Genomic DNA, 10,172 nt, shown 5'->3' on the forward strand with positions numbered 1-10,172 from the left:
CGAGCCAGTCGCCAGGCCGGCGGGGCCGCGGATGACGGAGGTGATGAATCTATGGCGTACGAATATCCGACGTTTGACTTCGATCAGGTCGACTACGTCACGTCGGACACGCACTTCAGTCATGCGCGAATCAGCGAGCTTGCTGATCGCCCGTTCGCATTGGCCGCTGAGATGGACGCTGAGCTCGTTCGCCGATGGAACAACACTGTCGGCCATGACGACGTGGTCCTGCATCTGGGCGATGTCGCTCTGGGACCGATCGCCGAGTCGATGCCGCTGACTTCTTCTCTGAACGGCCGGAAGTTCCTCGTCCCGGGCAACCACGATCGGGTGTCTCCGGCAACGCAGTCTCGCGCCGCGATCGAACGCTTCACACCGCTCTACGAGCAAGCGGGCTGGACCCTCCTCCCCGAGGTCATCGAGGGCACGCGGCATGGGATTCGCGTGCTGGCCTCGCACTACCCGTACGCCGGTGATACTCAGGACTCCGACCGGCACATCTCGCATCGCCCTGTCGACCGCGGTATCCCTCTGCTCCATGGTCACACTCACGACCGGGAGAACGGCCCCGTGGGGCATCAGTTCCACGTCGGCGTCGACGCATTCGACTACGCTCCCATCCCGTTTTCCCTCATCGACGCGTGGCTTGCCGACCTTCGTCGGGAGGATGACGAGATTGTCACGCTCGTTCGTGAGCGGACAGCGGCCGGCGAGAGTCGGCCTCTCGCGGAGCTCGCAGCGAAGTTCGGTGTCGATCTCGCGGCGCTCCACGACCCCGCGCATTCCCTCGGCCAGAGCTTTGACGTCGAGGGAACTTCAGAGCGGTGACGGTACTCCGTGCTTGTTCTGCGAGCGGCAGTGCGGGCAGCGAACCCCTCTCGATCGGCTCGCGACGGTTGCCTCCCACGAGTGCCCTTGAGCGCACAGCCACTTGACCTTTCGTTTCGTGAATGGCTTCACAGCTGTTGGCTTCAGCGCGTTGTCGGGGCTCCACTCCTTGGCGATCTCTGGGCTGACGGAAGCCAAGTCCGTCTCGCCTGCGATGACCCGGTTGCCCGCGCAGTAGGGGCAGCCTCGGCCGTTCGATCGCTTGTGAGGTGTCGTTTCCCAGGTGTGGCCTCTCGCGCACCGCCACGTCGCCCTGCTTCCCGATTTCGGGAGCACCTGATCCGGGCGAAGCTGATTGCTCACGTCCCACTCGGCGGCGAGATCGGGGCGTACCGTGGCGAGATCGTTGTCGCCTGGCAACACGCGCTTTCGTGAGCAGTAGGGGCAGTTCTGTCCGGCCAAGGCGCGCTTGCTGACCATCGCTTGCCAACCGTGACCGCACGACGCGGTCCACCATGCCTTCTTGCTTGAGCCGATCCCGACCATCGTTGCGGCCAGGTCGCCGTTGCGTTCCTTATCCCACTCGGCGGCGAGATCCGGTCGGAGGGTGACCAGGTCCGTCTCGCCGGCGATCGCGAAGTACCCAGAGCAGTATGGACATCCCGCACCGAGTCTCGTCCGGTTCCTAATGGTCGCCGTCCACTGGTGGCCTCTTGTGCATCTCCAGGTCGCTCGGCGGGCGGACTGAGCGCCGACGTGGTCGGGGTCTCCCGCGTTGGCGCCAGGGGTGTCGTCCCATTCGGCGGCGACGGCAGGATGGTGCGTGCGGAGATCGTTGTGCCCGGGCCAGACGGATTGGCCCGCGCAATAGGGGCAGCCTGCCTGTGCGCGGGTCGCGATGACGGCTTCCCAGGAATGGCCAATGTCGCAGACCCACCAAGCTCGCTTGGACGAGCTCGACGCCTCCCAGGGGTCCGAGCTCGGGTCGTTGCGAACCCAGTCCCATTCGGCGACGGCCTGTGGGCGGCGCTGTATCCACCTCGGATACTGCGCGGCGGAGTCAACGATCCTGGGCGTGTCTACGAGATCCATTGGCACATCCAGTGGTTCGCGGCGAGTTTCGCGGAGCACACGGCGCATCGGCCTGAGCCACAGGACAACCCGCTCTACGAGGACCTCACAACTCCCGATGTCGGCGGGGAGGGATCGGGCGATCTCGCGCCGAAGAGTTGCTGGGGATTCGGATCGCCAGCCGTCGATGGAGGCTTTGTCGGACAAGGCCGTCATGAGGGCGACAGTTCGCGGGTACTGCTCCGCACGTGCTCGGACCTCAAGGGCATCGACGTCAGTTGCGCCGCAATCCTGGTGGTGCCCATCGGATACGAGCCGACTACTGTCGCGCACCATCTCCCACACACGGGAGTGCAACCGGGCGTTCACGCGACCCGAGGCAACCATGCGCCGAAACGCGCGCTCAGCTCTTGCTTGGATGCCGTCGTAAGCGACCACGAGCTGGGATTCCGGAGTACTGCCCGGCCCTGTCCACACCATCTGCCCGGGGTGCCGCAGGCACCAGTTCTCGCGGTCGTGGGGAATCTGCTCGACTCGATCACCAGCGGCGCAGAGTCGACAGAGGAACCGCGGGCGATACTTCACGGCCTGGTCGGGCTGGGCGATGCGCCGGAGCCGAAGATAGTGGCCTGGGGCGCGTCCAGCGGCAGCCTCTATGGTGACCGCTGCTGCGGCCTCGTCCTTCCACACCCGATAGATGTACGGCTGCGCCGGGGAGGTGAGACCTCGTTCGACGTCCTCGAACGGAACGCCCGCGGCTCGACATTGGCGTTGGGCGTATGAGCGCGGTGACTCTAGGCGATGCCACTTGGGCCGGATCGGCCACGCTCTGGTGTCGGTCACGCGGCGTCGACCAGGTCTTCGAGTCTCACCTTGTGGCGGATCGGAGTGGTGTGCCGAATTCCATCCAAGACAGCGAACAGCTGCTGCTTGGTGACGTCTTCGTGTTGACGGAAATCGTCGTCGAGGATCGATGCGACCAGGCGCTCGACCACCATTGCAAGCACCGCGAGTCGCCCTCGAGTCGCTTTATGGAGCGAGAGGGCGTTGCGGGTGAGCATGCCGGGGGTGTGACCACAGAGAGGGAGGTTTCTGTCGAAGGTTGCCACCCAGAGAGTCCAGAGCGCGAGTCCCGCGTCGTTCTCGATGTTCACTTCACGCAGCTCGACCATGTCGCATCTCATGGTGACCTGCATCCCGTGACCCGATCCGAATGCCGTGCCACTGCCGAGGTCGATTCCTACCAGGGCGACTGTCGTCGTCGACTCGTTCTGCAGTGCCTTGATGACGCTGGACGGCTCTTTTCCTCCCAAGTGGTGCGCCTCATCGATCACAAGCAGCTTGGTTCGATGGGCGCGGAGAAGGTTCACCGCGAGCACTCGGAGTACATCTGTGTTGCTCGATGCGGCCACGGTCGCCGTCGGCGCCAGGAACCGGATGATCTGCGTCAGCAGCGACTTCCCCGTTGCGTTCTCCGTCATCTCCACCCAGACAACCGGTACTTCACCGTCAACGCGGTAGTTCGGGGCGTGCCTTGCGTGATCATTCTCAACGGATCGGGCGAGGAGGAGGGCGAGCTCGGTCTTCCCGTAGAACAGCGGCGCTGAGATCATCAGGCCGCGGCGTGAGTTCTTGCGTCGCGGGTTCGATCGGATGAGTCGCGCCAGGATGCGCGTACTGAGATCCTGCTCCGGGGTTGGCACCCTTAAGGTGAGGCGCACGAAGTCATCCCGCGCCTGATCGTGGAGCTCGCGTTGATCCGCAGGCAGTGCTTGATAGTCCGTGAACGAGATCGAGGGGGGCGCTGCTGGCAACGCGAAGAGCGCCTCGCGCAGACCGGGGAGTGTGGTCTTGCTCGCGTGCTCAAGCACCAGGGCGTCGAGAGTCACGGGCGCAGATCCTTGACCGTGACGATGTCGTAGCGCGCGGAGCTCCAGTCGATGTCGTCGATGCTGATTGGAACGGTCCCCTCCGCGAGCTTGAACGCGACAGGTTCCACGGGCGAAGGTGCAGTCTCTTCGAGTTCAGCTGAACCGCCCTTGAGCTGGCGGCTTCGAGCCCGCTTGTCGTTGCGAGCACGCCGTTCGATCTCGTCGAGGAGCTCAGCCGTCATCGGCCTCTCGCTCGGCGCGCCGGTTCCAAAGCGCTCGACCAGCCGGACCTCGGTCTCGGCCGCCATCCACGCGCCCCGATCGTCGATTCCTTTGTCCCAGCACTCGATCCATTCCTCCGTTTCGGGGTGCTGGACCCAGACGGCATTGTCGTTGCAGGGATCGAAGCGGATAGCGAACGTGCGTGCCTGCCGCGAGCCGGCGGGAGCACCTGAGAGAGAGCGATTTCGAAGGTCCGCCAACAGCGGCGAGTCGTACTTCCGATTCCGGAACTCGATCCCTTCGTCACTGATGATCCGACCTTCGGAGGGAAGAAGAGCAAGGAAGTCCTCCGCTCGGAACGGAAGCTGAACTCCGGGGCCGACTTCGAACAATGCCGCGTACATCTGGCTCGGCGTCCACTCGCGACCTGGGAACAGCGGAGAGCGCAGTCCGCCGTGCTGCTTGTTCAAGAAGACCGTCGTAATCCAGGCATCGAAGGCGAGCCGTACCGAATCCAGCGTGAGAGTCGGATTGTCGCGCTTCCCCCGGTTAGCAACTGAGTTGCCCGTCGAGCCGACCAACCACTGTGCGAAGTCCGTCGACGTCGTGCCGAAGTTTCGTTCGACGTGGGGCTTTGTGGCCGCGGCGTTCGGCGGGGCGAGGACGAGCGTGATTCCGTAGGCCCGACAGGCGGCCTCGAAGGTTGCTGACCGAAAGTCGGCGCCGCCGTCGACGGTGATCGCGTGCGGAAAGATCCATGGCACGGCGAGCGATTCGTCGTCGAGGTAGGGATTGATCCTCTTCATCAGCTCCACTGGGAGCGTCGCGGAACCCGAGAGCGCAGCTGCCGATGAGCCGGGCAAAGCCCTGCGTCCGACAATCGCTCTGGCCAGGAGCAGCGCGTGATCGAACCCGTTCGGCCGATTGGCGTGGATTGCCCACGCCAACGGAACTCTGCTTGCGACGCAGAAGAGCGCGGTCACGACGGGGCGAAACTCGTTGCCCTTCTCATCCCACACCAAGACGTCCAGCGTCGTCGAGTCGATCTCGCACACCTGTCCGAGACGATGAGTGTTGCCGGAGAAGTACTCCCGATCCGGACTGTTGGATGTGTTGCGACGCGTCGTCGCTTTCGCGAAGCTGTATCGGCCGGCATCCCGCTCGTTGATGTATCCCTGGAGGGTTGTGGCCTTCACGTCGCAGATCGCGTCGCCTGGGTACATCGCCTCTAGCGTGCGCCGCACGAGGGCGGCGCAGTGACGGCGGCTGCTCGTGTGCAGGTTGGTTCGACGGTCGAGCTCGCGATCGATGACGGCGACGAGGCGAGGATCCGCCTTGCTGATCACCAACCGTTTCTGACCCTTCGGGTGCAACCGAGCATCCACCCCGGCGACGCCCTCCGACTCGTAGACCTTCCAGTAGTTGAACAGCGCTTTGCGGCTGCGCGCAAGCGAGGTCCCAGCCAACTCAGCGACCTTCGCAGTGATGCGCTGCTCCTGCGTCGTTTGGGTGAGGTCGTACCCCGGACGCGCCCCGACCGCGTTCGGGTCCATTGGCACGCCGCGGAAGACCTCGAGCAGGTGCTTTTCCATGTCGAGCACGTCAGCTGGCCAGTCCCCTGCGGTGGGGCGAAGCGGCGTGCTCGACTGTCGACGGGCGGTGCCAGCGAAGCCTATGAGTTCGGGCATCGAGATGACCAGCCAATCGTCCTCGGCGCCGTCGCGTCGAAGTGTTGCCTCCACGCCTCGGCGCACCCGCTCCCATACCCAAAGATCCCCACCTATCTCGACCTTGTCGCCGAGCTTGAGCTTGTACTCCTCGCTGGTCATGCCGCCGCTCCTGTCGATGCCGCTTCGGTTGTCGTATAGACCGTCTCGCTACTGAACACACCACCGAGATCGACGTGAAGTAGTCGGCGCCATGCAAGGTTGTCTACCCACGCGCACGCGAGTGGCGGGCAATCGGGAGAGGCGATCTGACAGAGATCGCCGCGGCTTCGCCCTCCGCGCGCTGCGCTCAGGATGAGCGTTTCCGTCTGGTGGCCAGGTCGGCAGCGGTCGTGGCGAGACGCCGACAAGCTGTCGAGGTTGCCGGTCGCTCGTTTGTCGTGGCCTGTCAGCACCCGGTAGCGCCACCCGAGCGCATCGCAAACGGCCGCGGTCTCACCGAACTGAACGCGCGCCGCGTCGTCGATCAGATCGGCGGGACGCACGTCGAGCAGGCCGTACGAGCCATCTGTGAAGAACGCCATCAGATCAGGAAAGTGCGAGTACCCCGATAGCCGCGATCCGTGCCCGAAGGTAATCGCTACCGGCTGCGCCCACAGCTTCTCAACCTGTCCGCTGAACTCCAACCAGAGGACCTCCCAGCGCTCCTCCTGAGACTCGCACCACACGTGTGTCCCGGTCGGTTGCCAGAAATACAGGCTGGGCGTGAATCTGAAGCGGACGCCCTTCGACCTACGCAAGGGCTGAGGATCAATCGCCGCCCAGTCTCGATCGCCGAGATCCCGTCCGACGACAGCCCATCCGTGATGGCCGGACTTCTGATGCGTGCTGTCGTCCTGGCGCGAAATCCAGTGAAGCTCAGTCGACGATGTCTGGCGTCGGGGGACGATCTGCTGAGGTCCAGCTACTGGGAGCACCCGCATCACCTCTCGCAAGCGAAGTCGGCGTCTGACGTTGCGAGGACGATGGGCTGATCGGAGCCCCATCGCTCCTCTATCCAGTTCCGATGTTCTTCCTCGGCGAAGTACTACCCGTCGTCGTCATCGGCGTGTCGTGACACTCGATGTCATTCGACCGCCCGCCTGTGTCACGCATGGCCGGTTTGTGTCACTCGAACGCGTTCCCGACAAATCGACCCTTGACGCGGAAGATCTCGATCGCTAATGTACAACCAAATGGTTGCACAAACGGAGCTCACCGATGACGAGATCGACCGCGTCTTCCAGGCGCTCGCGGCGGCTACCCGCCGCGACATCCTGCGGCGCACCCTCACCGGAGAGCATTCCGTCTCGGCCCTCGCGCGCGACTACGACATGTCGTTCGCGGCGGTGCAGAAGCACGTCGCCGTGCTCGAAGCCGCGCAGCTCATCATCAAGCGCGCGGAGGGACGCGAGCGCCTCGTGCGCGCGGATCCGGCCATGATCGCTCGCGCTCGAGCTCTGCTGGCCCGCTACGAAGAGATGTGGCGTGCCCGCATCGACCGCCTCGACGCGCTCCTGGCCGAGCCCGAAACCCCGCCGTCATCCACACCCACGCCGCCACCGGCATCCACCATCTGAGGAGCACGTCATGCCCGTCACCGCCGTCACCAGCGATCCAGAAGCTCTCACCATGACCCTCGTGGGCGAGTTCGCCGCCCCCGTCGACAGGCTCTGGCGAGCGTTCACCGAACCTGCTCAGCTCGAGCGGTTCTGGGGCCCTCCGGGCTACCCCTCCACCTTCCGCGAATTCGACTTCGCGCCCGGCGGCCGTGCGTCGTACGTCATGACCTCCCCGAAGGGCGAGCGCTTCGGGGGCGTCTGGGAGTTCGTGCAGATCGACGACGGAACCTCGTTCACCGTGCTCGACTCCTTCGCCGACGAGCACGGCGTCGTGAACGCCGACATGCCCACCGGGCGGATGGTGTTCACCTTCGAGGCGACCGACGCCGGATCGCGCCTGACCAGTGTGAGCCACTATCCCTCGGTCGAGGCGCTCGAGCAGGTCGTCGCCATGGGCGCGGTCGAGGGCTCGACGCTCGCGATGAACCAGCTGGACACCGTGCTGCAGGGGCTGCGCGAGTACGCGCATGGCAAGGGGACCCGCACCGAGATCCTCACCGACACGCACGTGCGCATCACCCGCCTCATCGACGGCCCGCGCGAGCTGGTGTGGCGTGCGCACACCGAGCCCGAACTCATGAAGCAGTGGCTGCTGGGCCCGGACGGCTGGCGCATGTCGGTCTGCGAGATCGACCCGGCCGTCGGCGGACGCTACCGCTACGCGTGGGAGCCGCTGGAGGGCACCGAGGGTGAGCCGTTCGGCTTCGACGGTGAGACGCTCGTGAGCGAGGCCCCCCGCCGTTCGGTCACGACCGAGCACATGACAGGCACCGACTTCCCGTCGACGACGAACGACCTCTCCCTCTATGAGGAGGACGGCGCAACGCTCACCACCACGCTGATCGAGTACCCCGACAAGGAGACCCGTGACATGGTTCTCGCCACCGGAATGACCGACGGCATGGAGGCCAGCTACGCCCGCCTCGAACGCGAGCTCATCTCCGCCTGACCAGCGCGCAGGCAACGCGACGGGCTCCGGTCTTCCCCGGGGCTCGTCGCCTACGATGGCGGCGTGGACTTCTCGTTCGACTTCACCCCGGACCTCATCGCCGTCTTCCTGACGCTGTTCGTGCTCGAGGTCGTGCTCGGGGTCGACAACGTCATCTTCATCTCCATCCTCGCTTCGAAGCTCCCGCAGGAGCAGCAGGCCCGCGCACGCAACCTGGGCCTTACGCTGGCGATGCTGATCCGCGTGGTGCTGGTGCTCTTCGCGGGATGGATCATCACGTTGACCGAGGAGGTCTTCACCCTCTTCGGCATGGGCTTCTCGTGGAAGGACATCATCCTCATCGCCGGGGGTCTCTTCCTCGTCTACAAGGCCGTGACCGAGATCCACCACAAGCTCGAGGGGGCCGAAGACGAGCACGGTGCGGGCGGCAAGGTCGCCACCGTCACCTTCGGCTCCGTCATCGCGCAGATCCTGCTGCTGGACATCGTCTTCTCGCTCGACTCGGTGATCACCGCGGTCGGGATGACCGAGAACCTCGTGATCATCATCACGGTCGTGGTGCTCTCGTTCGGCATCATGCTCTTCGCCGCCCGGTTCATCTTCGCGTTCGTGAACAACCATCCGACGGTGAAGATGCTCGCCCTGTCATTCCTGCTGCTGATCGGTGCGTTCCTCGTCGCGGAAGGCTTCGGCTTCCACATCGACAAGGCCTTCATCTACGGCCCGATGGCGTTCGCGATCTTCGTCGAGGTGCTGAACCTGGCCTACAGCTCGCGCAAGGCCAAGCGCGAGCAGAAGACGCCGCACGCCGTGCAGCTGCGCCCCCGCTATGTCGACGTCGACGAATCGGTCGCCGTCGGAGCCGCGCTGTCGAAGAACCCGGCATCCGGATCGGTGGGTCTGTCGGGCAAGCCCGTCGCCGGCGCATCCGACCCCGAGGAGCACCGCACCGGCCTGGGCTGATCCCACCGCCGGCACGCGCCGAGGAGTAGGGTGCGGGCATGGCGGATGCGACGGCGATCCACACCCGCGGCCTGCGCAAGGCCTACGGTGCGCACATCGCGCTGCACGGCCTGGATCTGACCGTCGCGAGAGGATCGGTCTTCGGCCTCATCGGCCCCAACGGCGCGGGCAAGACGACGACCCTGCGGCTGCTGCTGGATGTGATCCGGCCCACCGACGGCGAGATCACTGTGCTCGGGCAGTCGCCGCGTGCCGGCGGCGCGGCGCTGCGACGACGCATCGGATTCGTGCCGGGAGAGCTGCGCCTGGAAGGACGCGTGAAGGGCGGCGCGCTCCTGCGCCACCTCGCCGAGATCAGCGGGCCGGTCGAACCGGGCATGATCGAATCCCTCGCGGAGCGCCTGGGTCTGGACCTCACCCGCCCGGTGCGCACCCTCTCCAAGGGCAACAAGCAGAAGCTCGGGCTCGTGCAGGCCTTCATGCACCGGCCCGAGCTCCTCGTGCTCGACGAGCCGACCAGCGGCCTCGACCCGCTCATCCAGCGCGAGTTCCTCGCCATGGTGCGCGAGGCGTGCGACGCGGGCCAGACGGTGCTCCTCAGCTCCCACGTGCTGAGCGAGATCCAGCAGGCCGCCGATGACGTCGCGGTGCTCGCCGACGGCCGGCTCGTCGCCGAAGGGGATGTCGCGTCGCTTCGCATCGCGAGTGTGCGGCGCATCCGAGCCACCGTCGAGGGCGCCGCGGAATCCGTGCGCGACGCGCTCGCGCCGACCGGCGTGGAGGCGATGGATGTGCGAGCGGTGGGGAGCGACATCCACCTCGCCGCCACGGCGCGCGGCGACATCGACCCCGTCGTCAAGGCGCTCGCGCGCTTCACGGTGCGCGAACTCACCGTCGAGGAACCGGACCTCGAGGAGTCCGTGCTCGACCTGTACGGACG

At 65.5% G+C, this 10,172-nt stretch carries 9 protein-coding genes; 5 read left to right on the forward strand and 4 right to left on the reverse strand.

The features are described 5' to 3' along the window. Nucleotides 1-51 precede the first annotated feature (51 nt). Nucleotides 52-828, forward strand: a complete 777-nt coding sequence (locus B4E30_RS01865; RefSeq protein ID WP_286793255.1) for a metallophosphoesterase — start codon at nucleotides 52-54, stop codon at nucleotides 826-828. Here the strand turns inward: B4E30_RS01865 and B4E30_RS16560 are convergent. The 4 genes from B4E30_RS16560 to B4E30_RS01880 form a co-directional block, all read right to left on the reverse strand. Continuing rightward, a complete protein-coding gene (locus B4E30_RS16560; protein WP_414683177.1) occupies nucleotides 817-2,379 on the reverse strand; it encodes a zinc-ribbon domain-containing protein in 1,563 nt (520 codons plus the stop codon). The two genes, B4E30_RS01865 and B4E30_RS16560, sit on opposite strands and share 12 nt — an antisense overlap. Before the next feature lie 359 nt (nucleotides 2,380-2,738). Further along, entirely contained in the window at nucleotides 2,739-3,788 is a 1,050-nt protein-coding gene (locus B4E30_RS01870) for a TniB family NTP-binding protein (RefSeq protein WP_242086716.1), read from the reverse strand. Continuing rightward, complete coding sequence (locus B4E30_RS01875; RefSeq protein WP_286793256.1) at nucleotides 3,785-5,821, reverse strand: Mu transposase C-terminal domain-containing protein; 2,037 nt, start codon at nucleotides 5,819-5,821, stop codon at nucleotides 3,785-3,787. Before B4E30_RS01875 ends, B4E30_RS01870 begins: the two co-directional genes overlap by 4 nt. Continuing rightward, the gene (locus tag B4E30_RS01880) at nucleotides 5,818-6,645 is read right to left on the reverse strand and encodes a hypothetical protein (protein WP_286793257.1); all 828 of its coding nucleotides are present in this window, start codon (nucleotides 6,643-6,645) and stop codon (nucleotides 5,818-5,820) included. Before B4E30_RS01880 ends, B4E30_RS01875 begins: the two co-directional genes overlap by 4 nt. Before the next feature lie 249 nt (nucleotides 6,646-6,894). On the opposite strand from B4E30_RS01880, the gene B4E30_RS01885 reads away from it, so the two are divergent. The 4 genes from B4E30_RS01885 to B4E30_RS01900 form a co-directional block, all read left to right on the forward strand. Then, entirely contained in the window at nucleotides 6,895-7,278 is a 384-nt protein-coding gene (locus tag B4E30_RS01885) for an ArsR/SmtB family transcription factor (RefSeq protein ID WP_286793258.1), read from the forward strand. 10 nt (nucleotides 7,279-7,288) lie between these two features. Beyond that, complete coding sequence (locus tag B4E30_RS01890) at nucleotides 7,289-8,269, forward strand: SRPBCC family protein (RefSeq protein WP_194384255.1); 981 nt, start codon at nucleotides 7,289-7,291, stop codon at nucleotides 8,267-8,269. 63 nt (nucleotides 8,270-8,332) lie between these two features. Beyond that, on the forward strand, nucleotides 8,333-9,232 hold the full coding sequence (locus B4E30_RS01895; RefSeq protein WP_194384256.1) for a TerC family protein: 900 nt from the start codon (nucleotides 8,333-8,335) through the stop codon (nucleotides 9,230-9,232). A 38-nt stretch (nucleotides 9,233-9,270) separates the two neighbouring features. Further along, nucleotides 9,271-10,172 (forward strand): ABC transporter ATP-binding protein (locus tag B4E30_RS01900; RefSeq protein ID WP_286793259.1); only part of this gene is annotated, 902 nt, incomplete at its 3' end.

It is taken from the genome of Microbacterium sp. UBA3394, from assembly GCF_002358725.1.
GTDB classification, from domain to species: domain Bacteria; phylum Actinomycetota; class Actinomycetes; order Actinomycetales; family Microbacteriaceae; genus Microbacterium; species Microbacterium luteum.